Below are 26,451 nucleotides of genomic sequence, written 5' to 3'. Positions count from 1 at the left end.
AAGGTGCCGGCCTGGGGCATGCCGTCGAAGCTGTGGCTCCCCCGCTTTCGGCCTGAACGGCCTCGTCCTCAAACGCCGGACGGGCTGAAAACAGCCCCTCCGGCGTTTGAGGAGCGGGGGTCCGGGGGCCGGTGCCCGGGTCGGGACGGGAAGGGGCGGCGGGGGCGAAAAATGCCGGCCGCACCCACCACCCCGCCAAACCGTCGTACAGCCCGCCCCCACCACTACACCCCGGCCAAACACACCCCCACCCCCACCGCCCTACCGTGGACCCCGAAGCCACGAACAGCACACCCGACAGGGAAGGGCCGGAACCCCCATGACTTCCACCACCGCCTTCTGGCTCGCCGGCCGCCAGGCCACGGGCGAGGACACCTTCGACGTCACCTCCCCGTGGGACGGCCGCCTCGTCGGCAAGGTGAGCGTGCCCACCGACGCCCAGGTCGAGGAGGCCGTCGCCGCCGCCCACGCCGTCCGCGAGGACTTCGCCGCCACACCGGCCCACGTCCGCGCCGCCGCCCTCGACCACGTCAGCCGCAGGCTCGTCGAGCGCACCGAGGAGATCGCCCAGCTGATCTCCGCCGAGAACGGCAAGCCGATCAAGTGGGCCCGCGGCGAGGTCGGCCGCGCGGTGTCCGTCTTCCGGTTCGCCGCCGAAGAGGCCCGCCGCTTCAACGGCGGCGAGGCCCAGCGCCTCGACACCGACGCCGGCGGCCAGGGCCGCCTCGCCCTCACCCGCCGCTTCCCCAAGGGCGTCGTCCTCGGCATCGCGCCCTTCAACTTCCCGCTCAACCTGTGCGCCCACAAGGTCGCCCCGGCGATCGCGGCCGGCGCGCCGATCATCCTGAAGCCGGCGCCCGCCACCCCGCTCTCCGGCCTGATCATCGGTGACCTGCTCGCCGAGACGGACCTCCCGGCCGGTTCCTGGAGCATCCTCCCGGTCGCCAACGACAAGATGCCCGCCCTGGTCCAGGACGAGCGCCTGCCGGTCATCTCCTTCACCGGCTCCGAGAAGGTCGGCTACGCGATCATGGACTCGGTGCCGCGCAAGCACTGCACCCTGGAGCTCGGTGGCAACGGCGCGGCCGTCGTCCTCGGCGACTACGCCTCCGACGCCGACCTCGACTGGGCCGCCACCCGCATCGCCACCTTCTCCAACTACCAGGGCGGCCAGTCCTGCATCTCCGTGCAGCGCGTGATCGCGGACGCGTCGGTGTACGACCGGCTGCTGCCGCGTATCGTCGCCGCCGTCGAGGCCCAGGTCACCGGCGACCCGAGCGACGACAAGACCGACGTGGGGCCGCTGGTCAGCGAGGACGCGGCCAAGCGGGTCGAGTCGTGGGTGAAGGAGGCCGTCGAGGCCGGGGCGACCCTGCTCACTGGCGGCGACCGCGACGGCGCCTCCTACGCGCCGACCGTCCTCACCGACGTACCGGCCGACACGACGATCTCCTGCGAGGAGGTCTTCGGGCCCGTCCTCACCGTGCAGAAGGTGGACGGCGAGGCGGAGGCCTTCGCCGCCGTCAACTCCTCCAAGTACGGCCTCCAGGCGGGCGTGTTCACGCACGACCTCCAGGTGGCCTTCCGGGCGCATCGTGCGCTTGAGGTGGGTGGCGTGGTCATCGGTGACGTCCCGTCCTACCGCGCCGACCAGATGCCGTACGGCGGCGCCAAGCAGTCCGGGGTCGGCCGCGAGGGCGTGAAGTTCGCGATGGACGACTACACGTACGAGCGCGTCATGGTCCTCACCGGGCTCGCCCTCTAGGACCCTCTCTAGTAAATGGGAACCATTTCCATATAGGCTTCCCGAAGGGGCCCGGCACCGATGCCTTCCGGTGCCGGGCCCTTGGGTCGTCTTGTCCGGACCCTCAACCGGAGAAGACGACGTGCGCGAGCCGCAGCGGGCCGCGCAGCCTGAGGTGGACGTCGCGGACACCTTCGGCGAGGATCCCGGCGGTGACCGTCGTGTAGTCGTACGGCCCCGGCGTCGGCGTCCCGGGCGTCAGGGACGCGAGCACCGCACCCCCGTCCAGTGACACGTCGACCGCACCCTCGCCCGCCACCGTCACGGACACCTCGTTGACGCCCTTCCCGAAGTCGCAGTCCCGGTAGACCAGTTCACCCGCTCTGCCCTCCACCGGGGTCACCGCGTCGCCCGCGGCCTTGGTGCGGTCGACGATCTCGATTCCGCTCTGCTCGTCGAAGTCGGCCGCGTCGAGACCCCGGCTCAGGACGGGGCGCGGTGCGGACGCCTCGCCGTCGAGGGTCACCGTCGTACGCAGCCGCACATCCTCGCTGGAGGCACCGGCCAGCAGTTCGTAGGGGCCCGGTTCACGGCGCCAGCGGCCCTGGTGCACATCCCAGAAGCCGAAGGCGGACAAGGGGACTTCGAAGGAGAGCTCCCTGCGCTCGCCCGGCTCCAGACGCACCCGGTCGAGCGCCGCCAGCTCGCGCCGCGGACGCGGGAGAGCGGGGTCCACGGCGCGGAGATAGAGCTGGGCGACCTCGTCCGCCGCCATGGCTCCGGTGTTCGTGACCGTGAAGGAGACGGACACCGCGGCGCCCTCCGCCTTCGCCGTCAGGTCCGCGTACGCGAACGACGCGTACGACAGGCCGTGGCCGAACGGGAACAGAGGTGTGCCCTCGAAGTACAGGTAGGTCTGGCGGCTGCCGATCACGTCGTAGTCGAGGAGGTCGGGCAGGTCGGCGTCGTCGGCGTACCAGGTCTGCGGGAGGCGGCCGGCGGGGGAGACGTCGCCGGCGAGGACCCTGGCCAGGGCGGTGCCGGCCGCCTGGCCGCCGTGTGCCGTCCACAGGATGGCCGGGAGGCGGGCGGAGTCGAACGCGTAGGGATACGCCGACACCAGTGTCAGCACCGTGCGCGGGTTGACGGCGCGTGCGGCGTGCAGCAGGCGCTCCTGGTGGTGGGGGAGGCGCAGGGTCGTACGGTCCTCGGTCTCGCGGCCGTTGATGTGCGGATCGTTGCCCGCGACCACCAGGACCACATCGGCCTCGGCGGCGGCCCTGCGCACCGCGTCCTCGCCGCGTTCGGTGACGATCACCTTGAAGATTTCCGGGTTCGCTTCGGCAACCTTGACGCCGTCGGCGGCGACGGAGACATGGCGACCCGTACCGAGGTGCTTCAGGAGGTGCCCGTTCTCATGGGGTTCCAGGCGGAATGTCTCCTGGACGATCCAGCCTCCGGGCTGGTCGGCGGAAGCGCGCAGATAGCCGTCCTCGGCGACCGAGAGATAGCGGCCGTCGGGCGCGCGCAGCGTCAGGACGCCCTCGCCCCACTCCATGAGCGCGAACTCGGTACCGGTCCCATCGGTAGTCAGCGGGGGCAGATCGGTGCGGCCCGTGAGCGTGGCCGGGTCGAGAGCGCCCTCGGCGCCGCGCACCTGCTCCTCGGCGCCGTCCGCCGCCGGGGCGTGGAGAAACGTACCGGCAGCGGTCTTGAAGCGGACGCGGTCCACGCCCTCCGCGAACTCCACGCGCTCCGCGCCGAACCGCTCGTACAGGCCCTCCAGCGGTGTGGACCGGTGGATGAGCGTGCCGCTGTACCAGTCCAGCTTGCACTCGTCCGCGAGCAGGCCGACCACCGCGATCCGGGCGTCCGCGGCGAGCGGCAGCAGACCGCCGTCGTTCTTCAGCAGCACGACCGCCTGCTCGGCGGCCTCCTGCGCGAGCGCGCGATGGGCCGGGGTGTCGAACTCCCCGGTGCCGGCGTGCGGGTCGTAACGCGGGTCGAACTCGCCGAGGCGGAAACGCACCGAGAGCTGGCGGCGTACGGCCGTGTCGATGTCCGACTCGGTGAGCAGGCCCTGTTCCAGGGCCCCGCGCACCCGCGCGGTGATCTTCGAGCTGTCGGTGCCGTGGTCGGTGAAGCTGTCGACGCCGGCCAGCAGCGCCGCGGCCGTCGCCTCCTCGTGCGTGTCGAAGTAGTGCTCGGAGTCGACCAGGTTGGACGGCGCACCCGCGTCCGAGCAGACGAGGAGATCATCGTCGGTCCAGGTCCGCAGGTGCTCGCGCAGAGAGGGCGAGACATGGTTCGGGCGGCCGTTGACCAGGTTGTACGCGGGCATGACGCCGGCCACCGCGCCCGCCTCGACCGTCTCGCGGAAGGCACGCAGGTCGTACTCGTGCAGGACGCGGGGGCGCACGGAGGAGGACGTGGTGTCGCGGTCCGTCTCGTTGTTGTGCGCCAGCCAGTGCTTGAGGACCGGTGCCGTGCGCCAGTACGTCGGGTGCTCGCCGCGCAGGCCGTGCGTGTAGGCGGTGGCGATGGCCGAGGTGAGCTTCGGATCCTCCGAGTAGCCCTCCTCGTTGCGGCCCCACAGCGGGTGGCGCAGCAGGTTGACGGTCGGGGACCAGACGTTGAGCCCCACGCGGTCATCCCGGGCGCGCATCGCGCGGGTCTCCTTGGAGACGGCCTCCCCGACCCGTCGTACGAGGTCCGTGTTCCAGGTGGCACCGAGGCCGACGGCCTGCGGGAACACCGTCGCCGGGCCCATCCAGGCGACGCCGTGCAGCGCCTCCTGGCCGGTGCGGAACGCGGGGATGTCCAGCCGCTCGACGGCGGGGACGAACTGGTGCAGGAATCCGATCTTCTCATCGAGGGTGAGCCGCGACAGAAGGTCGTCGATGCGCTTCGCGAAGGGCAGGTGTGGATCGCGGAAAGGCGGCGTGTGCGGCGTGTGTGCGGTCACGTGGGGATCCCCTTGCGATGGATCGTCGGAATGCTTTCGAAGCGCTTCGATGCTCATTCGACTCGGGGGCGAGTGTCAAGAGATCGACACCCTCACTTCAAGCGGTGCATATGAAAGGGGGGCGCTCCTGAGCCTCGGAGGAATCTTGGAAGCGACCCTTGTGCGCCCCTGTGTGTTCACTTAACCTCACAGCAACATCGAAGCGCTTCGACTGCCGTCTCCGTTCACGCGTCGAAGAAACGCTTCAGCTCAGCCAGTTCCACTTACGACACCGCAGCCGACGGCCTCCGCCGGGTGTCCAGGTGCGCCACGAAGGGTTGACGCAATGACGCCGAACGCCGCCTCCGCCTCCTCCGGACCGAGCCGGAGAAGCTTCCTTGCCTCAACAGCGGTCGCCACCGCAGCGGTGGCGGGAGGGATGCCGCTGCTCGCCGCCTGCGGCGGATCGGACAGCGGGAAGCGCGAAGGAGCCACATCGGGCAAGGCAGCCGACAAGCTGATCCCGGCTTATGTCGCCAGCACGCTCGCCAAGCCGGACATCCCCTCGAAGAACGGTTCCGCGGCCGGCTACGCCAGCAAGATCGACCTCGGGGCCCTCGTTGCGTCGGTCCCGAAAAAGCTCGGTACCGGCGCTCCCCTCAAGATCATGTCCCCCTTCTGGGGCACCCCGCCGAAGCCCGGGTGCGCGTACTACAAGGCACTCGACGCGGCGGCGGGCACCAACATCACCTGGCAGAACCAGGACGGCAACACCTACGGGGAGAAACTCGGTGCCGTCCTCGCCTCCAGCTCCATACCCGACATGGTGGTCGTGCCCAACTGGGAGCTGAAGGGCAAGATATCGAGCGCGGTCACCGCGAAGTTCATGGACCTCGGCCCCTACCTGGCGGGCGACAAGGTCAAGAAGTACCCGAACCTGGCCGCGATCCCGTCCGACGCCTGGCGCATGTCCATCTTCGGCGGCGCGCTGCGCGGCATCCCGATGCCCGCCGCACCCGTGCCCAACATCGTGCCCTTCTACCGCAAGGACATCTTCGACAAGAAGGGCTACACCGTCCCCAAGTCGGCCGACGAGTTCCTCAGTTGGGCCAAGGAGGCCACCAGCGCCAAGGCCAAGGTGTGGGCCTGTGGTGACATGAGGTGGTCGGCGGCAGGCTTCTTCGGTGTCCAGCCTGAAGGGTCGCTCGGCTGGAACATCGGGGACGACGGCAAGCTGACGTACCGCTTCGAGCATCCTGAGTACCTCGAACATCTGGAGTGGGTCCGCAAGCTGTTCGCCGCGGGTGTGGTACATCCCGACGACAAAGCAAACACGGGCGATCCCACCCAGCGGTTCACTTCCGGGCAGACCCTGGTCGGCAACAGCGACATGTCCGGCTGGTACGGCATGACCGCCGAACAGGCCCGGTCCAACCCCGACTTCGAGGTCGACGGCATGGACTACTTCGGCGCCGACGGCGGCACCCCGACGCTGTACGCCAACCCGCCCGCCACCATCTGGTCCATGATCCGCAAGGGCGCCTCGAAGGAGACGGTCGAGAACGCGCTGGCCGCCGCCAACTTCGCGGCAGCGCCCTACGGCACCAAGGAGCGGATGTTCGTCGACTACGGCGTCGAGGGCACCTACTACACGGTCAAGGACGGCGTCCCGGTCAAGAACGACCGGGGTATCCAGGAGGTGGTCAACGCCTGGGTGATGCTGGCGGCCCCGGCTCCCTACCTGGCCCACCCCGACTTCCCCGAGATCGCCCGCAAGCAGGTCGAGTGGCAGCAACGGCAGGGTGCCTTCGTGAAGAAGACGTCCACCTACGGCATGAACATCGTCGAACCGAGCCGCTACGCCACCCTTTCCAGTCAGTTCGAGCAGCTGGAGATCGACTTCGTGCGCGGCAACAAGAAGCTGTCCGACGTCCAGCAGGCCATCTCCACCTGGAAGTCCTCCGGCGGCGACAAGCTGCGCGACTGGTACAAGCAGCTCCTCGACAAGAACGGCAGTGGCAACTGATGTCCCTCACGGCCGGGAGCAGGCCGGACGGGACTCGTCCCCCCGCGGCGGTCGAGGAACCGACGGCCGCGGTCGCCGCGGCCACCGTGCAGGAGAGCGTGCCGCGCAAGGCCGCCAAGACGGGCAAGGTTCCCTTCCGGGTCCGGTGGCGCCGCGACCGCACGCTCATCCTGATGACGCTGCCCGTCATCGTCCTGCTCCTGATCTTCAACTACGTCCCGCTGCTCGGTAACGTCGTCGCCTTCCAGGACTATGACCCGTACGCCGCCGGCAACGGCATCACGGCGATCTTCCACAGCCCCTGGGTCGGGGCGGAACAGTTCTCGCGGATGCTGGACGACCCGCTGTTCTGGAGCGCCATGAAGAACACCCTCGTGCTCTTCGTGCTCCAGCTGGTGCTGTTCTTCCCGGTCCCCATCGCCCTCGCGCTGGTCATCAACAGCGTGATCCGGCCCCGGGTGCGGGCGGTGGCGCAGGCGATCATGTATCTGCCGCACTTCTTCTCCTGGGTCCTCGTGGTCACCGTCTTCCAGCAGATGTTCGGCGGCGCGGGCATCATCGCCCAGACCCTGGAGAAGCACGGGTGGAGCGGCTTCGACCTGATGACCAACGCGAGCCTGTTCAAGTACCTGGTCACCGCGCAGGCCGTGTGGAAGGACGCCGGCTGGGGGATCATCGTCTTCCTCGCCGCGCTGGCCGCCGTCAGCACCGATCTGTACGAGGCCGCCGCCATGGACGGCGCGGGAAGTTGGCGACGCATGTGGCATGTGACGCTGCCCGCGCTGCGCCCGGTGATCGCGCTGCTGCTGGTTCTGCGGGTGGGCGACGCACTGAGCGTGGGGTTCGAGCAGTTCCTGCTCCAGCGGTACGCGGTCGGTGCGGGGGCCAGCGAGGTCCTCGACACCTACGTGTGGAACATGGGTATCCAGAACGGCGACTTCAGCTACGCGGCCGCGGTCGGCCTGGCCAAGGGAGTCATCGGAGTGTGTCTCGTCCTGGGCGCGAACAAGGTCGCGCACCTGCTCGGCGAGCAGGGGGTGTATCAGAAGTGAGCCTCAACACGACGCTCATCCGCAGCCTGAAGGCCCCCGCCCGCCCCGTGTGGGAGGAGCCGCCCAGCAAGGTCGGACTCACCGCCAAGGGCGGATTCCTTCTCCTTTGCTGTCTGGGGGTCCTCGGGCCGCTGTGGATCATCGTCGTCACCAGCCTCTCGCCCAAACCCGTGATCGACCGGGTCGGCGGCCTGGTCGTGCTCCCCCAAGGCATCACCCTCGTCAACTACACCGAACTGCTCAGTGGTGGACAGGTCAGCCGGGCGATCATGGTGTCGGTCGGTGTCACGCTCGTCGGCACGCTGTTCTCGATGACGGTGTCGGTGCTCGCGGCCTACGGTCTGTCCCGGCGGGGCACTCTGGGCCACCGGTTCTTCCTGATGACCATGATGGCCACGATGTTCTTCGGGGCCGGCCTCATCCCGACGTACCTTCTGGTGCAGTCGCTGGGGCTCACCGACACCTATCTGTCGCTGATCCTGCCGAGCGCGGTCAGCGTCTTTAACATCCTCGTGCTGCGGGCCTTCTTCATGGGGATCTCGCCCGAACTCACCGAGTCGGCCCGTATCGACGGGGCCGGTGACCTGCGGATCCTGCTGACCATCATCATGCCGCTGTCGCGGGCGGTGCTGGCCGTCATCTCCCTGTTCTACGCGGTCGGCTACTGGAGCGCCTGGTTCAACGCGTCCATCTACCTCTCCGACCAGGAGATGATGCCGCTGCAGAACGTGCTCATCCAGCTGGTCCAGAAGAACACGGAGGCCCCCACCGGCCTCCAGCAGGCGGTCCGCACCGGCCAACTCTCCCCACTGGGACTGCAGATGGCGGTCATGGTCCTCGCCCTGATCCCCGTCGCGGTCGCCTCCCCCTTCGTCCAGCGGCACTTCAAGAAGGGCATGCTCACCGGCGCCATCAAGGGCTGAGCCACACCTTTCGACTCCGCCGCGGCCGACCTGCCTCCAGCAGCGGTCGGCCGCGGCGGTCCCAAACCTCCCGTTGCTTCCCACCGCACAGAACGAGGTATGTCATGCCCGCGTTCACTCCGAGCCGACGTGCCGTTCTCGCCGGTACCGCGGCGACCGCCGCGCTCACCGCCGTTCCGGTCCTCCCCGGGCGGGCGCTGGCCGCGGCACCGGCCGCCACCGCCACGCCGGCCTACCGCTGGCGCAACGCCGTCATAGGCGGCACCGGTTTCGTCACCGGCGTCCTCTTCCACCCCTCGGTCCGCGGCCTCGCCTACGCCCGTACCGACATCGGCGGCGCCTACCGCTGGGAGGACCGCACCGCCCGCTGGACCCCGCTGACCGACCATCTCGGCGCGGACGACTGGAACCTCCTCGGCGTCGAGGCCGTCGCCGTCGACCCCGCCCACCCCGACCGCGTCTACCTCGCCCTCGGCACCTACACCCAGTCCTGGGCCGGCAACGGGGCCATCCTGCGCTCCGAGGACCGCGGTGCCACCTGGAGCCGCACCGACCTCGGCGTCAAGCTCGGCGCCAACGAGGACGGGCGGGGTACGGGTGAGCGGCTGCTCGTCGATCCGCGGGACAGCGACACCCTCTGGCTGGGCACCCGGCACGACGGGCTGCTCAAGTCGACCGACCGGGGGGCCACTTGGGCCGCTGCCGGCGGCTTCCCGGGCACCCCGAGCGCCTCCGGGCAGGGCGTCACCTTCCTCGTCGCCGCCGGGCGCACCCTCTACGCCGGCTGGGGCGACTCCGACGGCAGCACCGCCCACCTCTTCCGCACCGCGGACGGCACCACCTGGGAAACCGTCCCCGGCCTGCCCACCGGCACGGCCGCCAAGGTGCCGATCCGCGCCGCGTACGACCGGTACACCCGCGAGCTCTACGTGACGTACGCCGACGCGCCCGGCCCCAACGGCCAGTCCGACGGCAGTGTGCACAAGCTGTGCACCACCAGCGGGAAGTGGACCGACGTGACACCCGTGAGACCGGGCGGCACCACTTCCGACGGTTCGGCCGACACCTTCGGGTACGGCGGAGTCGCCGTCGACGCCCGCCGCTCCGGCACCGTCGTCGTCTCCACCAACAACCGGTGGGCCGACATCGACACCCTCTACCGGAGCACCGACGGCGGCCGCACCTGGACGTCACTGAAGGACTCCGCCGTCCTCGACGTGTCCGAGACCCCTTATCTCAAGTGGGGCGCCGACAAGCCCAAGTTCGGATGGTGGATCCAGGCCCTCGCCGTCGACCCGTACGACTCCCGGCACATCGTGTACGGCACCGGAGCCACCCTCTACGGCACCCGGGACCTGAAGAACTGGGCCCCGCAGATCCGCGGTCTGGAGGAGACGGCCGTGCGCCTGCTGATCTCGCCCCCGGCCGGCAAGGCGCATCTGATCAGCGGCTGCGGTGACATCGGCGTGCTGTACCACGAGCGGCTCACGGCGTCTCCCTCCCGCGGCATGGCGACCAACCCCGTGTTCGGGTCGGCGATGGGGCTCGCCCAGGCCGCGAACAAGCCGGCGTACGTCGTCCGTACCGGCTGGGGCGACCACGGCAACGGCGCATACTCGAACGACGGCGGGCAGACCTGGGCGCCCTTCGAGGCCCAGCCCGCCATCGCCAAGGACGGGCCGGGGCCGATCGCCGTGAGTGCCGACGGCAGTGTGCTGCTGTGGGTCTTCGTGCACTCGGACGGCACCAAGTACCCCGCCCACCGCTCCACGGACCACGGCGCCACCTGGTCCGAGGTCTCCTCCTTCCCGAAGGGCGCCACACCGGTCGCCGACCCGGCCGACCCGACGCTCTTCTACGCGTACGACACCGACACGGGAACGCTGTACGCCAGCACCGACGGCGGCCGGACCTTCACCGCCCGGGCGACCGGACTCCCCTCCGGGGACAGCCAGTTCCAGCTGGTCGCGGCGCCGGGCAGATCCGGCGACCTGTGGCTGAGCGCCAAGGGACAGGGCCTGCACCGGTCCACCGACGGCGGCGCGAGCTTCTCGAAGACCGCGGGCGTCGGCGCCTCGGAGTGCCTCGGTTTCGGCAGGGCCGCGAAGGGCGCCGACTACCCCGCCGTCTACCAGGTCGGCACGATCGGGACCGTCACCGGCGTCCACCGCTCCGACGACGAGGCGAAGACCTGGGTGCGGATCAACGACGACCGGCACCAGTGGGGCTGGATCGGCACGGCCGTCACCGGTGACCCGCGCAGCCACGGCCGCGTCTACCTGGCCACCAACGGGCGCGGGATCCAGTACGGGGAGCCCGTCTGATGCCGGCGCTCAGCGACGCCACCCGCGGCCGCATCCTCTTCGGCGGCGACTACAACCCCGAGCAGTGGCCCGAGGAGACCTGGGCCGAGGACGTACGGCTCATGCGGGACGCCGGCGTCAACTCCGTCACCCTCGGCGTCTTCTCCTGGGCGAAGCTCGAACCCCGGCCGGGGGAGCGGGAGTTCGGCTGGCTCGACCGGCTGATGGACCTCATGCACGCGGCCGGCATCGGTGTCGTGCTCGCCACCCCCACCTCCTCGCCACCGCCGTGGCTCGGCCGGCTGCACCCCGAGACCCTGCCCCGCGACGAGGACGGCCGCACCGAGTGGTGGGGCGGCCGCCAGCACTTCTCGCACTCCAGCGCCGCCTACCGCCGCTACGCGGCAGCCATCACCGAGGACCTCGCCGCCCGCTACGGCAGCCACCCCGCCCTCACCATGTGGCACATCAACAACGAGTACTGCACCTACGACTGGGGCGACGAGGCCGCCGCCCGCTTCCGCCGCTGGCTGCAGCAGAAGTACGGCACGCTCGACGCTCTCAACACCGCTTGGGGCACGGCCTTCTGGAGCCAGGGCTACGGCGACTGGGCCGAGGTGCTGCCGCCCCGCCACGCCCACTACCTGAAGAACCCCGGCCAGGTGCTGGACTTCAAGCGGTTCACCTCCGACATGCTCCTGGAGTGCTACATCGCCGAGCGGGACATCGTCCGCCGGCACACCCCCGCCCACATCCCGGTCACCACCAATTTCATGGCGCTGTGGGCCGGGCAGGACGCCTGGCGGTGGGCCGAGGAGGAGGACGTCGTCTCCGTCGACCTCTATCCCGATCCGCGCGATCCCTTCGGCGCGCAGCACGGCGCCCTCGTCCAGGACCTGACCCGCTCGCAGGCCCGCGGCCCCTGGATGCTGATGGAGCAGGCGGCCGGACCGGTCAACTGGCGCGGCGTCAACCACCCCAAGCCGCGCGGACTCAACCGCCTCTGGTCCCTCCAGGCCGTGGCCCGCGGCGCCGACGCCGTCTGCTACTTCCAGTGGCGCCAGTCCCGGCAGGGCGCGGAGAAGTTCCACTCCGGGATGGTCAGCCATGCGGGGGCGCAGGGGCGTACGTATCAGGAGGTCAGGCAGCTCGGCGCCGAACTCGCCCGGATCGGCTCTGAAGCGGCGGGCAGTCACAGCCGAAGTGACATCGCCGTCCTGCACGACTGGCACTCCTGGTGGGCCGGCGCGCATGAGGGCCGGCTCTCGACACGGGTCGACTACGCCCAGGTCCTGACCACCTGGCACCGTGCACTGTGGCAGGCCCACCTCACCACCGACTTCGCCCACCCCGAGCACGACCTCACCGCCTACAAGCTGGTCGTGGTCCCCCAGCTGTACGCTCTCACGGACGCGGCGATCGACAACCTCCTCGCGTACGTCCGCGGCGGTGGCACCCTCGTCTGCGGGTTCCTGACCGGTGTCGCCGACGAGGACGACCGAGTGCGTCCCGGCGGCATGGACCCCCGACTGCGCGAGCTGTTCGGCATCCGCACGCTGCACGAGTGGTGGCCGCTGGACGCGGACGAGACCGCCGAGACCGACGGCTTCCACGGGACACTCTGGTCGGAGGAGATCGAGGCGACCGGGGATGCCTCGGTGGAAGCCGCCTACAAGGGCGGCGAACTCGACGGGATGCCCGCCGTTCTCCGTAACGGCCGCGCCTGGTACCTCTCCACGCTCCCCGAGCCGCACGCGCTGCGCGTCCTGCTGGCCCAGATCGCGGCCGACGCGGGCGCCCGCCCGGTCCTCGACAGCCTGCCCGACCAGGTGGAGGCGGTCCGCCGCGGCGACCTGCTCTTCGTGCTCAACCATGGGCGGGAGTCGGTGACCGTGCAGGTGCCGGGCACCCACCACGACCTGCTGAGCGGCGCGACCGTGGAGGGCGAGGTCACCCTCGGCCGGTACGGCGTGATGGTGTTGCGCCCATGAACACGTCGATGATCTCGCCCATGAACATTGTCCACGGAACCTGGGAACCCCTCCCCGCCACCCGGTGGGAGGACGGCTTCCTGAGCGGCAACGGCCACCATGGCGCACTTGTGTTCGGTGATCCGAACGAGGAACGGGTCGTCGTCACGCATCACACCCTCGTCCGCCCCAACGGCGGTGAGAGCGCCCGCCCGCCCCGCCTCGCCGACCGACTGCCGCTCCTCCAGGACCAGTTGCTCGCGGGCGAACTGCACGCCGCCGAGACCTTCACCGACGGACGCGACCTGCAGTGGGTCCAGCCCTTCCACCCCGCCTTCCAAGTACGGCTGCGCAGACCGACCGGCGAGGAACCGCGCCGCTACCGCCGCTCCGTCGACTTCACCACCGGCGTGGTGGAGGCCGTCTGTGAGGGCTGGAGCAGCCGGGTCTTCGTGTCCCGCGCCGACGACGTGATCGTCCAGCACGTCACGGCCGCCGACCTCGACATCTCCCTGGACCACAGGCTCCCGGGAGCCCCCGCGGGCCTCGCCGTCGGCGACGGCGCCGTCCGCACCCCCGACGGCGCCCTGCTCACCCTGCGCGTTCGCTACCCCGGCAGCGACACCGCGTACACCGGAGTGACGCTCGTCGTGCCCATGGGCGGCCGTACGACGCTCACGCCCCCCGGCGCACATGTCACGGACGCCGAGTCGGTCCTGCTGCTGACCAGGGTGCTGCGGCACACCGGCGAGCTGGACACGACACCCCACGCCCGCGCCCTCCGCGAACTGCTGCAAGCCGACGAGGACCCGTACACCCTCCTCCTGGAACGCCACACGGCCGTGCACCGCACCGCCTACGAGCGCGTCACCCTTGACCTGGACGCGGATCCCGCAGAGCGCGCCCTGCCCGGCTCGGAGCTGCTCACGCATCCCGACAGCCCGGCCCTCCTGGAGCGCCTCTTCGCCGCCGGGCGCTACCACCTGCTCTCCGCGAGCGGCCTGCTCCCGCCCCGCCTGGTCGGCCTGTGGACCGGCGACTGGGACACCGCGTGGTCGGGGGCGTTCACCAATGACGCCAACCTCAACCTCCAGACCGCCTCCGCAGCGGCCGCCGCGCTCCCCGAGGTCACGGCAGCCCATGCCTCTCTGATCCGGCGTCAGCTTGCCGACTGGGCCGAGAACGCCCGCGCGGTCTTCGGCGCGCGCGGCGTCGTCGCCCCCGCCCACACCGACGGCGAGTCCGGGCTGGCGTACCACTTCAACCGCGAATACCCCCTCCACCTGTGGACCGCGGGCGCCGACTGGCTGCTCAAACCGCTGGTCGACCACGACGAGACGGGCGGCTCCAAGGATCCCCATACAGCCCACGCACTCGCCCAAGTCGCCCTGTTCTACGAGGACTTCCTCACCCGGACCGACAAGGACGGCCATCTGGTCGTCGTCCCGTCCTACTCGCCGGAGAACCGCCCGGCGAACGCGAGCTGGGGCGCGATCAACGCGGCCATGGACCTCTCGGCCGCCCGGCACGCCCTGCTGACGGCAGCCGAGTACCACCCCGGCACCCCCGAGGCCGACCGCTGGCGTGCCCTCGCCGACCGGCTGCCACCCCACCGGATCAACGCCGACGGCGCCCTCGCCGAATGGGCCTGGCCCGGCCTCGACGACACCTACGACCACCGCCACCTCAGCCACCTGTACGGCGTCTGGCCGCTCGACGAGATCAACCCGTACGACACCCCCGATCTCGCGGCCGCCGCCCACCGCGCCCTCGAACTGCGCGGCGCCGAGAACGACTCCGCGCACGGTCATCTGCACCACGCCCTGGTCGCCGCCCGGCTGCGCGACGGCGAACGCGTCGCGCACGCCCTCGGACAGGTCCTCAAGGGCGACTTCTTCCACAACTCCCTGATGAGCGCGCACTACCCGGACCGCCACGTCTACAACGCCGACGCCGCCCACACCCTGCCCGCCGTGCTGATCGAGATGCTCGTGCAGTCGACCCCGGACCGCCTGGTCCTGCTGCCCGCGCTCCCGAAGGCGTACCCGAAGGGTCGACTCCTCGGCGTCCGCACCCGGTTCGGGGCGGAACTCGACCTCACCTGGAACCCGCAGGAAGCGACTGCGGTGCTGCGCCCCACCCGTACGCACCGCGTCGAGCTCAGGACTTCCTCCGGCACGCGACCGCTCGATCTCGTCGCCGGAGAAGACCACGTCCTCGCTCCGGGGGCGTGGTGATCACCTCCGCAATTCCCCCCACCCATGGAAGGGACACCATGGCAAAGAGCACTCTGCGCAAGGTCACCATGGCCGTACTGGCCCCGGCGATGGCCATCGGCGCCACCGTCGGCCTCGCGTCCGCCCCCGCCTCCGCCGCGGTCTGGAACACCTGCGACCGGTACGGCAGCACGAACCTGAACGGCTACACGCTCTACAACAACATCTGGGGCTCCGGCGCCGGCAGCCAGTGCATCTGGGCCAACTCCGGCACCAGCTGGGGTGTCTGGGCCGACCACCCCAACACCGGCGGCATCAAGTCCTACGCCAACTCCACGAAGGCGATCAACAAGGCGATCAGCTCGCTCGGGTCGCTCACCAGCAACTACAACGTCACCGTCCCGTCGTCCGGCGCCTACAACACGTCGTATGACATCTGGGACACCGCCCACCACTACGAGATCATGCTCTGGGTCAACAGGACCGGACCGGTCGGCGCCATCGGCAGCCGGCAGGCCAACGTGTCGCTGGGCGGCCACAACTGGGACGTCTACAAGGGCAACAACGGCTCCAACGAGGTGTTCTCCTTCCTGCGCACCTCGAACTCGTCCTCCGGCACCGTCGACATCCTGCCGATCCTGAAGTGGATCAGGGACTCCAGGGGCTGGATGGGCAATGTGACCATCGGCGACGTCCAGTTCGGCTACGAGATCACGAGCTCGTCCGGCGGCCTGAACTTCAACACGAACAACCTGACCGTAAGCAGCAGTTGACCTCTTCTTTGATCAGGAGGATGTGTGCGTCGGGTTGAATGTGCGTATGCGAACCACCACCCCCCTGCGCAGCCTCCTGACCACGGTCACCGCGACCGCGGCCGTCGCCCTCACCGCGACGACCGCGGCCGCGGCTCCCGGTTCCCCGGCCCCCGGAGCGGGCGACATACCGACCAGGTCCTTCGCCTTCGACCCGGAGGCCCTGCACCCCGTCGCCGAACTCGCCGCCGAGCGGCTCGCCACCGCCGACCTGGTAGCTGCCGCGAAGTGGGGCACTGACAGCCCCATCGACGACCCGGCCCGCGAGCAAGTCGTCCTCGACAACGTCGCCGCACAGGCGAAGCAGATCGGCGCCGACCCCGACGAGGTCCGCCGCATCTTCCGCGACCAGATCGAGGCGAACAAGCTCGTCCAGCGGGCCCTCTTCCAGCGCTGGACCGACCACCCCGACGAGGCCCCGACCACCAAGCCCGACCTGAACGTGGTCCGCCAGACCATCAACCGCATCAACACGGACCTGGTCCAGGCGGTCGCGGACACCACACCGGAGCGCACGGCCCGGACCTGCCGCCCCGAACTCGTCTTTGCCGTGATCGAGGTCCACCACGAGAAGCACCCGGACCTGCTCCACACGAAGGCCCTGGTCCGCTCCCTGGCGTCAGTCTGCAGGGATTAGCACGCGGGGCGATTTCCCGTGCGGTTCCACCGCGCCCCTTCAGGGGCGCGGGGAACTGCGCGACGAGCCACGACGAAGCAGCAGTCGACCACGGTCCTAAAGCGGCAATTCCTACGAAGCAATAGGCAACTGCGCCCCGTCCCGCAAGAACAGCGGAATCCGTTCCAACGGCGCATTGACCGTCACGGTCGTACCACCCTCGTACGTCTCCCCGGTCCACGCATCCGTCCACGAGGCCCCAGCCGGAAGATACGTCGTCCGCGCCGTCGCACCGGCGGTGAGTACCGGCGCAACCAGCAGATCCCGCCCGAAGAGATACGCATCGTCGACGGCCCACGCCCCCTGATCCTCCGGGAACTCCAGGAACAGCGGCCGCATCACCGGCAGCCCCTCCTCGTGCGCCTCCCGCATGGCGTCCAGAACGTACGGCTTCAGCCGCTCCCGCAGCCGCAGATACCGCTCCAGGATCGCCCCGGCCTCCTCGCCGTAGGACCACACCTCGTTCGGGCCGCCGGTCATCTCCGGACCCAGCGGCATGCCGGGGTCACGGAACCCGTGCAGCCGCATCAGGGGAGACAGGGCCCCGAACTGGAACCACCGCACCATGACCTCGCGGTACGCCGGGTCGTCCGGGTCGCCGCCGTGGAAGCCGCCGATGTCGGTGTTCCACCAGGGGATGCCGGAGAGTGCCGTGTTGAGGCCGGCCGCGATCTGGCGGCGCAGGGTCGGGAAGTCGGTGCCGATGTCGCCGGACCACAGGGCGGCGCCGTAGCGCTGACTGCCCGCCCAGGCCGAGCGGTTGAGGGTGATGACCTCCTCGCCCTCGGCGCGCAGGCCCTCGTAGAAGGTGCGGGAGTTCTCGGCGGGGTAGCTGTTGCCGACCTCCAGGCCGGGGCCCGCCCAGTAGCGCAGGTTCTCCTGGAAGCCCGGCTTGAGCTCGGGCTCGCAGGCGTCCAGCCAGAAGGCCGTGATGCCGTACGGCTCCAGGTAGTTCTCCTTCACGCGCGACCACACGAACTCACGGGCCTCGGGGTTCGTGGCGTCGTAGAAGGCGACCTGAACGGTGGAGGCGACCTCCTTGTCGGGCCAGTCCGCGTGCGCCATCGGGCCGTACTGGGTGCCGATGAAGTAGCCGCGCTGCTCCATCACGGGGTGGTTCTCGCTCAGCGGCGACACCGACGGCCACACGCTCACCACCAGTTTGATGCCCAGCTCGTCCAGTTCACGGACCATCGCCGCCGGGTCGGGCCACTCGGCCGGGTCGAACTTCCACTCGCCCAGGTGCGTCCAGTGGAAGAAGTCGCACACGATGGCCGAGATGGGCAGCCCCCGACGCCTGTACTCCCTTGCCACCGCCAGGAGTTCGTCCTGAGTGCGGTAGCGCAGCTTGCACTGCCAGAAGCCGGCCGCCCACTCCGGCAGCATCGGGGTACGGCCGGTGACCGCGCTGTAGCGGCGCTGGCCGTCGGCCGGGGTGCCCGCGGTGATCCAGTAGTCGATCTGGCGGGCCGAGTCGGCCACCCAGCGGGTGCCGTTGTGCGCCAGTTCGACGCGGCCGATCGCCGGGTTGTTCCACAGCAGGGTGTAGCCGCGGCTGGAGGAGAGCACCGGGATGCCGACCTCGGCGTTGCGCTGGACCAGGTCGAGGACCAGGCCCTTCTGGTCGAGTCGGCCGTGCTGGTGCTGGCCGAGGCCGTACAGCTTCTCGTCGTCGTAGGCGGCGAACCGCTGCTCCAGGCGGTGGTGGCCGTTGCCGACGGCCGTGTAGAGGCGGGAGCCGGGCCACCAGAAGTGGGCGCGTTCCTCGGCCAGCACCTCCTGGCCGTCGTCGGTGCGCAGGAAGCGGATCAGGCCCTCGGCGCTCACCTCCACGGTGAGGGCGCCGACGGTCAACTGCCCTTCCCCGTCACCGATCTTGACGCTGCTCTCGGTGGCCGGCGCCTCGTCGAGCAGGGCACCCGGCAGGCCTTCGAGGACGGGGCCGCCGAGCCTGGCCCGCACCCGGACCGCGTCCGGGCCCCACGGTTCGATACGGAGCGTCTCCTGGCGGCCGCTCCACTCCAGCGCGCCGTCCCGCTCCCGGAAGGTGCCGACGGTGGGTGACGACTGAGCGAGGCTGACCTGGGGCTGGGCCCCGGCCTGCGGCTGGTTTTCGGCAGACTGGTTCACGAAGGGTGCTCCCGAAAGGACATAGGGGTGCCCACAGAGGGCACGGAAGAGCGGGATCAGGAAGTACCGGAGGGTGCCGGGCCCGTGCTCGCCCGCACCGTCAACTCCGGGGCGATCAGCACTACTTCGTCCTTGCCCACGCCGTCGAGCTTGGCGACCAGACGCTCCACGGCGTGCCGGCCCATCTCCTGCGCGGGGATGGCGACGGACGTCAGACGCACCGAGGCCTGCACGGCGACCTGGTCCGGGCAGACCGCGACCACCGACACGTCCTCGGGAACGGCACGGCCCTGCTGGCGCAGCAGGGCGAGCAGCGGCTCGACCGCCGACTCGTTCTGCACGACGAAACCGGTGGTGCCCGGCCGCTCGTCGAGGATGCGGGCGAGGGTGACGGCCATGGCGTCGTACCCGCCCTCGCACGGCCGGTGCAGCAGCCGTACCCCCAACTCCTGGGAGCGCGACCGCAGTCCGTCGAGGGTGCGCTCGGCGAAGCCCGTGTGCCGCTCGTAGACGGCGGGGGCCTCTCCTATGACGGCGATCTCGCGGTGGCCGAGCATCGCGAGGTGCTCCACGCACAGCGCGCCGGTCGCCTTGAAGTCGAGGTCGACGCAGGTCAGTCCGGAGGTGTCGGCGGGGAGGCCGATGAGCACCGACGGCTGGTCGGTGCCGCGCAGCAACGGCAGCCGCTCGTCGTCGAGTTCGACGTCCATCAGGATCATCGCGTCGGCGAGCCCGCTGCCGGTGACCCGGCGCACCGCGTCGGGGCCTTCCTCGCCGGTCAGCAGCAGGACGTCGTATCCGTGCGTCCGGGCCGTGGTGGCGACCGCGATGGCGATCTCCATCATCACCGGCACGTACATGTCGGTGCGCAGCGGGACCATCAGCGCGATGATGTTCGACCTACTGCTGGCCAGGGCCCGCGCGCCCGCGTTCGGGTGGTAGCCGAGCTCGCGGATGGACTGCTCGACCCGCTGCCGGGTTGTCGTGGAGATGGACCGCTTGCCGCTGAGGACATAGCTCACCGTGCTCGCCGAGACTCCGGCGTGCTGGGCGACCTCGGCAAGGGTGACCATCCAGCTCTCCAAGCGTGTGAAGCGCTTCGATAGTGCGCAGTGCGAACAGAAGCGGGTGAAGGTGGTTCGACACTAGCCCCAGTGAGGGTGGGTGTCCATAGGTTGTCGAAGCGCTTCGACTGCTTTCTCTTCCGCTTTCTTTTCCGCTGGGGCGTTCCACGGGGGTGCGGTACCTGCCCGGCCGTCGGCGGCAACGGCGAGGTCGTACCCGAACGGTCCCCCCGAAGGGCCCCCTTCTTCAAGGGCGCGGACCGCCTGGACACCGACCCGTGGTCCGTCGACATCGGCTGAACGGCTGCACAAAGGGTGGTGACCTCGCCCTGAATCGGGTACATACGATCGGGTAGCACCCGTCGGTAACCATAACTGGACCAAGATCCCGATTCGCGGCGAGGTGGCCCTCATGTCCGCAGCACCCGCACCCTCTTCCCGACGCCCCACCGTCACCGAACGCGAGGCCCGCCAGGTGGCGGAGGCGGCCCGTGAACAGGACTGGCGCAAGCCGAGCTTCGCCAAGGAACTCTTCCTCGGCCGCTTCCGCCTCGACCTCATCCACCCGCACCCCACCCCGTCCGCCGAGGAAGCCCAGCGCGGCGAGCAGTTCCTCACCAAGCTCCGCGACTTCTGCGAGACGAAGGTCGACGGCGCGCTGATCGAACGCGAGGCCCGGATCCCCGACGAGGTGATCAACGGCCTCAAGGAACTCGGCGCCCTCGGCATGAAGATCGACACCAAGTACGGCGGCCTCGGCCTCACCCAGGTGTACTACAACAAGGCACTGGCGCTGGCGGGCTCGGCCTCCCCGGCGATCGGCGTGCTGCTGTCGGCGCATCAGTCGATCGGCGTACCGCAGCCGCTGAAGCTGTTCGGCACGGCCGAGCAGAAGGAGCAGTTCCTGCCCCGCTGCGCCCGCACCGACATCAGCGCCTTCCTGCTCACCGAGCCGGACGTCGGCTCCGACCCGGCCCGCCTGGCGACCAGCGCGGTGCCGGACGGGGACGACTACGTCCTCGACGGCGTGAAGCTGTGGACCACCAACGGCGTGGTCGCCGACCTCCTCGTCGTCATGGCGCGCGTGCCGAAGTCCGAGGGCCACAAGGGCGGCATCACCGCCTTCGTCGTGGAGACCAACTCGCCCGGCATCACCGTCGAGAACCGCAACGCCTTCATGGGCCTGCGCGGCATCGAGAACGGCGTCACCCGCTTCCACCAGGTCCGCGTCCCGGCGGCCAACCGGATCGGCCCGGAGGGCGCCGGCCTGAAGATCGCGCTGACCACCCTCAACACCGGGCGGCTCTCGCTGCCCGCCTCCTGCGTCGCCGCCGGCAAGTGGTGCCTGAAGATCGCCCGCGAGTGGTCGGCGGCCCGTGAGCAGTGGGGCAAGCCGATCGCCCACCACGAGGCCGTGGGCTCGAAGATCTCCTTCATCGCGGCGACCACCTTCGCCCTGGAGGCCGTACTCGACCTGTCCTCGCAGATGGCGGACGAGGACCGCAACGACATCCGCATCGAGGGCGCCCTGGCCAAGCTCTTCTCCTCGGAGATGGCCTGGCTCATCGCCGACGAACTCGTGCAGATCCGCGGCGGCCGCGGCTTCGAGACGGCCGCGTCCCTCGCCGCCCGCGGCGAGAAGGCGGTCCCGGCCGAACAGGTCCTGCGCGACCTGCGCATCAACCGCATCTTCGAGGGCTCGACCGAGATCATGCACCTGCTGATCGCGCGCGAGGCCGTCGACGCCCACCTGTCCGTGGCCGGCGACCTGATCGACCCCGAGAAGTCCCTCCAGGACAAGGCGAAGGCGGGCGCCAACGCCGGTGTCTTCTACGCCAAGTGGCTCCCGAAACTGGTCGCGGGACCGGGTCAACTCCCTGTCTCCTACGGCCAGTTCAAGCACGGCGTGGACCTCTCCCCGCACCTGCGCTACGTCGAACGGCACGCCCGCAAGCTGGCCCGCTCCACCTTCTACGCCATGTCCCGCTGGCAGGGAAAGATGGAGACCAAGCAGGGCTTCCTCGGCCGTATCGTCGACATCGGCGCCGAACTGTTCGCGATGAGCGCGGCCTGCGTACGGGCCGAACTCCTGCGCAGCCAGGGTGACCACGGCCGCGAGGCCTACCAGCTCGCCGACGTCTTCTGCCGCCAGTCCCGCATCCGCGTCGAGGAACTCTTCGGCCGCCTGTGGACCAACACCGACGACCTCGACCGCAAGCTGGTCAAGGGCATCATGTCGGGCACGTACGAGTGGCTGGAGGAAGGCATCGTCGACCCGTCCGGCGAGGGACCGTGGATCGCCGCGGCGGACCCCGGAGCCTCGGCGAAGGAGAACCTGCACCGCCCCATCCGCTGATCACCCCGGGGCTCTGTGCACCTCCCGGCACCTCCCGAAGGGATCCCCCCGACGCGTGATCTTCACGCCGGTTTCACAAGGGGGGATCCCCCTTCAACCTCCGCAGAGCGCGACAAGCCACCCGCCCGAGCGACGCCCTGTCCACCCGGCGCTCCGGCTCGGCAACAATGGGGGGATGAGCGACAGTCCAGCCCCCCTCGCCGACCCACATCTCGTCTACGACCCCGTGGCGGGAACCGGCCCGAAGGACGTGGTGATCCTCGGCTCCACCGGGTCGATCGGCACCCAGGCCATCGACCTCGTGCTGCGCAACCCCGACCGCTTCCGGGTCACCGGACTCTCCGCCAACGGCGGCCGGATCGCCCTCCTCGCCGAGCAGGCGCACCAGCTGCGGGTGCGGACCGTCGCGGTCGCCCGCGAGGGCGCCGCAGAGGCACTGCGCGAGGCGCTCACCGCGCAGTACGGCACGGGGGAGCCGCTCCCGGAGATCCTCGCCGGGCCCGAGGCGGCCACGCAGCTCGCCGGCTCCGACTGCCACACCGTGCTCAACGGCATCACCGGCTCCATCGGCCTGGCCCCGACCCTCGCCGCCCTGGAGGCGGGCCGCACCCTCGCGCTCGCCAACAAGGAGTCGCTCATCGTCGGCGGCCCGCTGGTCAAGGCGCTCGCCAAGCCCGGGCAGATCATTCCGGTCGACTCCGAGCACGCGGCCCTCTTCCAGGCGCTGGCGGCGGGCACACGGGCCGACGTACGGAAGCTGGTCGTGACCGCCTCCGGCGGCCCCTTCCGCGGCCGTACCAAGGCCGAGCTGGCGAACGTCACCGTCCAGGACGCCCTCGCCCACCCCACCTGGGCCATGGGCCCGGTGATCACGATCAACTCCGCGACCCTCGTCAACAAGGGCCTCGAGGTGATCGAGGCACACTTGCTGTACGACATTCCCTTCGACCGCATTGAGGTCGTCGTGCATCCCCAGTCGTATGTCCACTCGATGATTGAGTTCACGGACGGATCGACGATCGCCCAGGCGACGCCCCCCGACATGCGCGGGCCCATCGCCATCGGCCTCGGCTGGCCCGAGCGCGTCCCCGACGCGGCACCGGCCTTCGACTGGAGCACGGCGTCGACGTGGGAGTTCTTCCCGCTCGACAACGAAGCGTTCCCCTCGGTGAACCTCGCCCGGCACGTGGGTGAGCTCGCGGGCACCGCCCCGGCGGTGTTCAATGCGGCCAACGAGGAGTGCGTGGAGGCGTTCCGCAGTGGCGCGCTGCCGTTCAACGGGATCATGGAGACCGTGACGAGGGTCGTCGAGGAGCACGGCACCCCGCGCACGGGAACTTCCCTCACCGTGCCGGACGTCCTCGAAGCGGAGACCTGGGCACGGGCCCGGGCCCGGGAACTGACGGCGCAGACGACTTCTGCCGCGGAGGCGCGTGCATGACATCCCTGATGATGATCCTCGGCATAGTGATCTTCGTGGTCGGTCTGCTGGTCTCGATCGCGTGGCACGAGCTGGGGCATCTGTCCACCGCCAAGCTCTTCGGCATCCGCGTGCCGCAGTACATGGTGGGCTTCGGCCCTACCCTCTGGTCGCGGAAGAAGGGCGAGACGGAGTACGGCTTCAAGGCCGTCCCGCTCGGCGGCTACATCCGCATGATCGGCATGTTCCCGCCCGGCGACGACGGCCGGATCACCGCGCGCTCCACCTCGCCCTGGCGCAGCATGATCGAGGACGCCCGCTCGGCGGCCTTCGAGGAGCTGCGGCCCGGCGACGAGAACCGCCTCTTCTACACCCGCGCCCCCTGGAAGCGGGTCATCGTGATGTTCGCGGGCCCCTTCATGAACCTGATCCTGGCCGTGGCGCTGTTCCTCACGGTCCTGATGGGCTTCGGCATCACCCAGCAGACCACCACCGTCAGCTCCGTCTCGCAGTGCGTCATCGCCCAGAGCGAGAACCGCGACAAGTGTGCGAAGTCCGACGCCGCCTCCCCGGCCGCGGCCGCGGGCCTCAAGGCCGGTGACAAGATCGTGTCCTTCGACGGGGTGCGCACGGACGACTGGAACAAGCTCTCCGACCTCATCCGCGCCACCCCCGGCAAGGACGTGGCGATCGTCGTCGACCGCAAGGGCCAGGAGACGACCCTGCACGCGAAGATCGCCACCAACCAGGTCGCGAAGAAGGACTCCACCGGCCACGTCGTCCCGGGCAAGTACGTCACCGCCGGCTTCCTCGGCTTCAGCGCCGCCAACGGCGTCGTCCGCCAGGACTTCGGCGAGTCGGTGTCCTGGATGGGCGACCGCATCGGCGAGGCCGTCGACTCCATCGCGGACCTGCCCGGCAAGATCCCGGCCCTGTGGAACGCGGCCTTCGACGGCGCCCCCCGCCAGCCCGACTCCCCGATGGGCGTGGTCGGCGCGGCCCGCGTCGGCGGTGAGATCTTCACCATGGATATCCCGCCGACCCAGCAGCTGGCCACGGCCCTGATGCTGATCGCCGGCTTCAACCTCTCCCTGTTCCTCTTCAACATGCTCCCGCTGCTCCCGCTCGACGGCGGGCACATCGCGGGCGCCCTGTGGGAGTCCCTGCGCCGCAAGCTGGCCAGGGTGCTGCGCCGGCCGGACCCGGGCCCGTTCGACGTGGCGAAGCTGATGCCGGTGGCGTACGTGGTGGCGGGCGTCTTCGTCTGCTTCACCCTGCTGGTGCTGATCGCTGACGTGGTGAACCCCGTGAAAATCACCTAGCGGAAATCAACTGGTCACGCGGAGTTTGTGGCGGCCCGGCACGCTTTGTGCCGGGCCGCCTTCCCATGAGTGGGTTTACGGGCGAGGGCGTCCCCCCGCCGGGTGTGTTCGAGGTGGGGGCGTGCTGGGGCCCGCGCCGGTGCCGTAATCTCGAAGCGAAGCCTGGAGCCCGATGATCCGGGACCGGACCTTGATCCACGACTTGGGGTTGCACAGCAGATGACTGCGATTTCTCTCGGCATGCCGTCCGTTCCGACCAGGGTTGCCGAGCGTCGGCAGAGCAGGCAGATCCAGGTCGGCTCCGTGGCGGTCGGCGGCGACGCGCCCGTGTCCGTGCAGTCGATGACCACGACCCGTACGTCCGACATCGGCGCCACCCTCCAGCAGATCGCCGAGCTCACCGCCTCCGGCTGCCAGATCGTGCGCGTCGCCTGCCCCACCCAGGACGACGCGGACGCGCTCGCCACTATCGCGAAGAAGTCGCAGATCCCGGTCATCGCCGACATCCACTTCCAGCCGAAGTACGTGTTCGCGGCCATCGAGGCGGGCTGCGCTGCCGTCCGCGTCAACCCGGGCAACATCAAGCAGTTCGACGACAAGGTCAAGGAGATCGCGCGGGCCGCCAAGGACCACGGCACCCCGATCCGCATCGGCGTGAACGCCGGCTCCCTCGACCGGCGCCTGCTCCAGAAGTACGGCAAGGCGACCCCCGAGGCCCTGGTCGAATCGGCCCTCTGGGAGGCGTCCCTCTTCGAGGAGCACGACTTCCGGGACATCAAGATCTCGGTCAAGCACAACGACCCGGTCGTGATGATCGAGGCGTACAAGCAGCTCGCCGCCCAGTGCGACTACCCCCTGCACCTCGGCGTGACGGAGGCCGGCCCCGCCTTCCAGGGCACGATCAAGTCGGCGGTCGCCTTCGGCGCACTGCTCTCGCAGGGCATCGGCGACACCATCCGCGTCTCCCTCTCCGCGCCCCCCGTGGAGGAGGTCAAGGTCGGCAACCAGATCCTGGAGTCCCTCAACCTCAAGCAGCGCGGCCTGGAGATCGTCTCCTGCCCGTCCTGCGGCCGCGCCCAGGTCGACGTCTACAAGCTGGCCGAGGAGGTCACCGCGGGCCTGACCGGCATGGAGGTCCCCCTCCGCGTCGCCGTCATGGGCTGCGTGGTCAACGGCCCCGGCGAGGCCCGCGAGGCCGACCTCGGCGTCGCCTCCGGCAACGGCAAGGGCCAGATCTTCGTCAAGGGCGAGGTCATCAAGACGGTCCCCGAGTCCAAGATCGTGGAAACCCTCATCGAGGAGGCCATGAAGCTGGCCGAACAGATGGAGGCGGACGGCACCCCGTCCGGTGAGCCGTCGGTCTCGGTGGCGGGCTGAGGGAGCGCATCCCAGCCCGTCCGGCGTCTGAGGACGAGGCCGTCCGGGCCGAAAGCGGGGGCCTGGGGGCGGCAGCCCCCAGTGACGGCACAGCAGCCATGGGCCACTTGACAACG

Annotated in this window: 17 protein-coding genes; 14 read left to right on the top strand and 3 right to left on the bottom strand. The window is 70.0% G+C overall.

Annotated features, from left to right (window positions below; genetic code table 11):
• Positions 1 to 319: 319 nt before the first annotated feature.
• Positions 320 to 1,765, top strand: coding sequence for an aldehyde dehydrogenase family protein (locus ACWDAG_RS36060; RefSeq protein ID WP_450699764.1), 1,446 nt, complete (start codon positions 320 to 322; stop codon positions 1,763 to 1,765).
• Between the two features lie 103 nt (positions 1,766 to 1,868).
• Here ACWDAG_RS36060 and ACWDAG_RS36055 read toward each other — a convergent pair whose 3' ends face one another.
• Positions 1,869 to 4,709, bottom strand: a complete 2,841-nt coding sequence (locus ACWDAG_RS36055; RefSeq protein WP_450699763.1) for a glycoside hydrolase family 3 C-terminal domain-containing protein — start codon at positions 4,707 to 4,709, stop codon at positions 1,869 to 1,871.
• 325 nt (positions 4,710 to 5,034) lie between these two features.
• Between ACWDAG_RS36055 and ACWDAG_RS36050 the strand changes: the two genes are divergently transcribed.
• The 8 genes from ACWDAG_RS36050 (at position 5,035) to ACWDAG_RS36015 (ending at position 16,627) form a co-directional block, all read left to right on the top strand.
• On the top strand, positions 5,035 to 6,714 hold the full coding sequence (locus ACWDAG_RS36050; protein WP_450699762.1) for an extracellular solute-binding protein: 1,680 nt from the start codon (positions 5,035 to 5,037) through the stop codon (positions 6,712 to 6,714).
• On the top strand, positions 6,714 to 7,766 hold the full coding sequence (locus ACWDAG_RS36045; RefSeq protein ID WP_450699761.1) for an ABC transporter permease: 1,053 nt from the start codon (positions 6,714 to 6,716) through the stop codon (positions 7,764 to 7,766). The genes ACWDAG_RS36050 and ACWDAG_RS36045 overlap by 1 nt, the downstream gene beginning before the upstream one ends.
• Positions 7,763 to 8,689: a carbohydrate ABC transporter permease gene (locus ACWDAG_RS36040; RefSeq protein ID WP_450699760.1), complete on the top strand. Its 927-nt coding sequence runs from the start codon at positions 7,763 to 7,765 to the stop codon at positions 8,687 to 8,689. Before ACWDAG_RS36045 ends, ACWDAG_RS36040 begins: the two co-directional genes overlap by 4 nt.
• A 104-nt stretch (positions 8,690 to 8,793) precedes the next feature.
• Positions 8,794 to 11,013 (top strand): 1,4-beta-glucanase, encoded by a 2,220-nt coding sequence (locus ACWDAG_RS36035; protein ID WP_450699759.1) that lies wholly within the window; start codon positions 8,794 to 8,796, stop codon positions 11,011 to 11,013.
• Positions 11,013 to 12,983, top strand: coding sequence for a beta-galactosidase (locus ACWDAG_RS36030; protein ID WP_450699758.1), 1,971 nt, complete (start codon positions 11,013 to 11,015; stop codon positions 12,981 to 12,983). Before ACWDAG_RS36035 ends, ACWDAG_RS36030 begins: the two co-directional genes overlap by 1 nt.
• Before the next feature lie 20 nt (positions 12,984 to 13,003).
• Positions 13,004 to 15,199: a glycosyl hydrolase family 95 catalytic domain-containing protein gene (locus tag ACWDAG_RS36025; RefSeq protein WP_450699757.1), complete on the top strand. Its 2,196-nt coding sequence runs from the start codon at positions 13,004 to 13,006 to the stop codon at positions 15,197 to 15,199.
• A gap of 38 nt (positions 15,200 to 15,237) precedes the next feature.
• A complete protein-coding gene (locus ACWDAG_RS36020) occupies positions 15,238 to 15,951 on the top strand; it encodes a glycoside hydrolase family 12 protein (RefSeq protein WP_450699756.1) in 714 nt (237 codons plus the stop codon).
• A 46-nt stretch (positions 15,952 to 15,997) separates the two neighbouring features.
• Entirely contained in the window at positions 15,998 to 16,627 is a 630-nt protein-coding gene (locus ACWDAG_RS36015; RefSeq protein ID WP_450699755.1) for a chorismate mutase, read from the top strand.
• 111 nt (positions 16,628 to 16,738) lie between these two features.
• Here the strand turns inward: ACWDAG_RS36015 and ACWDAG_RS36010 are convergent, their stop codons facing one another.
• Together ACWDAG_RS36010 and ACWDAG_RS36005 are read right to left on the bottom strand one after the other, a co-directional pair.
• Entirely contained in the window at positions 16,739 to 18,796 is a 2,058-nt protein-coding gene (locus ACWDAG_RS36010) for a glycoside hydrolase family 31 protein (RefSeq protein WP_450699754.1), read from the bottom strand.
• 56 nt (positions 18,797 to 18,852) lie between these two features.
• Positions 18,853 to 19,869, bottom strand: a complete 1,017-nt coding sequence (locus ACWDAG_RS36005; protein WP_450699753.1) for a LacI family DNA-binding transcriptional regulator — start codon at positions 19,867 to 19,869, stop codon at positions 18,853 to 18,855.
• A 102-nt stretch (positions 19,870 to 19,971) separates the two neighbouring features.
• Here ACWDAG_RS36005 and ACWDAG_RS36000 point away from each other — a divergent pair, with 102 nt between their 5' ends.
• The 5 genes from ACWDAG_RS36000 to ispG all read left to right on the top strand — a co-directional run bounded on the left by ACWDAG_RS36000 (position 19,972) and on the right by ispG (position 26,335).
• The gene (locus ACWDAG_RS36000; protein ID WP_450699752.1) at positions 19,972 to 20,160 is read left to right on the top strand and encodes a hypothetical protein; all 189 of its coding nucleotides are present in this window, start codon (positions 19,972 to 19,974) and stop codon (positions 20,158 to 20,160) included.
• A 112-nt stretch (positions 20,161 to 20,272) separates the two neighbouring features.
• On the top strand, positions 20,273 to 22,216 hold the full coding sequence (locus ACWDAG_RS35995; protein WP_450699751.1) for an acyl-CoA dehydrogenase family protein: 1,944 nt from the start codon (positions 20,273 to 20,275) through the stop codon (positions 22,214 to 22,216).
• A gap of 175 nt (positions 22,217 to 22,391) precedes the next feature.
• A complete protein-coding gene (gene dxr, locus ACWDAG_RS35990; protein WP_450699750.1) occupies positions 22,392 to 23,657 on the top strand; it encodes a 1-deoxy-D-xylulose-5-phosphate reductoisomerase in 1,266 nt (421 codons plus the stop codon).
• Positions 23,658 to 23,665: 8 nt separating this feature from the next.
• Positions 23,666 to 24,958: a M50 family metallopeptidase gene (locus ACWDAG_RS35985; protein WP_450699766.1), complete on the top strand. Its 1,293-nt coding sequence runs from the start codon at positions 23,666 to 23,668 to the stop codon at positions 24,956 to 24,958.
• A 219-nt stretch (positions 24,959 to 25,177) separates the two neighbouring features.
• Entirely contained in the window at positions 25,178 to 26,335 is a 1,158-nt protein-coding gene (gene ispG, locus ACWDAG_RS35980) for a flavodoxin-dependent (E)-4-hydroxy-3-methylbut-2-enyl-diphosphate synthase (RefSeq protein ID WP_115905551.1), read from the top strand.
• The last annotated feature ends 116 nt before the right edge of the window (positions 26,336 to 26,451 follow it).

This window comes from Streptomyces sp. NPDC001157, from assembly GCF_053598255.1.
The sequence above is the reverse complement of the archived record's forward strand: the minus strand, read 5'-3'. Positions and strand labels throughout refer to the sequence as shown.